The sequence below is a fragment of the Vibrio sp. ECSMB14106 genome (assembly GCF_000972265.1).
GTDB lineage: Bacteria > Pseudomonadota > Gammaproteobacteria > Enterobacterales > Vibrionaceae > Vibrio > Vibrio kanaloae.
In genome coordinates this window covers 1-303 of record NZ_LAUM01000092.1, presented here as the reverse complement: position 1 = coordinate 303, position 303 = coordinate 1, and the positions used below count along the sequence as shown (strand labels likewise).

General features: G+C 43.6%; 1 protein-coding gene. It reads right to left on the bottom strand.

The window, feature by feature from the left end:
- Window positions 1-231, bottom strand: a 231-nt coding sequence (locus WR49_RS20795; RefSeq protein ID WP_046225287.1) for an IS3 family transposase, incomplete at its 3' end; no start/stop codon positions are given.
- Between the last annotated feature and the right edge of the window lie 72 nt (window positions 232-303).

Genomic DNA, 303 nt, shown 5'->3' with positions numbered 1-303 from the left:
CAGCTTCTTTTTTAATTCCCGAATTTCTATTTGCTCAGGGGTCATAGGTGAAGCTTTCGGTGCTTTCCCTTGGCGCTCTTCTTTTAACTGGCGAACCCATTTATCCATCGTGGATTTACCCACACTCATGGCTTGGGCTGCTTCAGTCACGGAATAGTTTTGGTCTAGGACTAACTGCGCCGCTTCTAACTTAAACTCTGCGCTAAATAGTCGTCTTGTACGTTTTGTCATAATGTCACCTGTTAACTTATGAGGTGATGATATCACCTCTAACTAAGTGACCAAATTCACCGTACCACTACA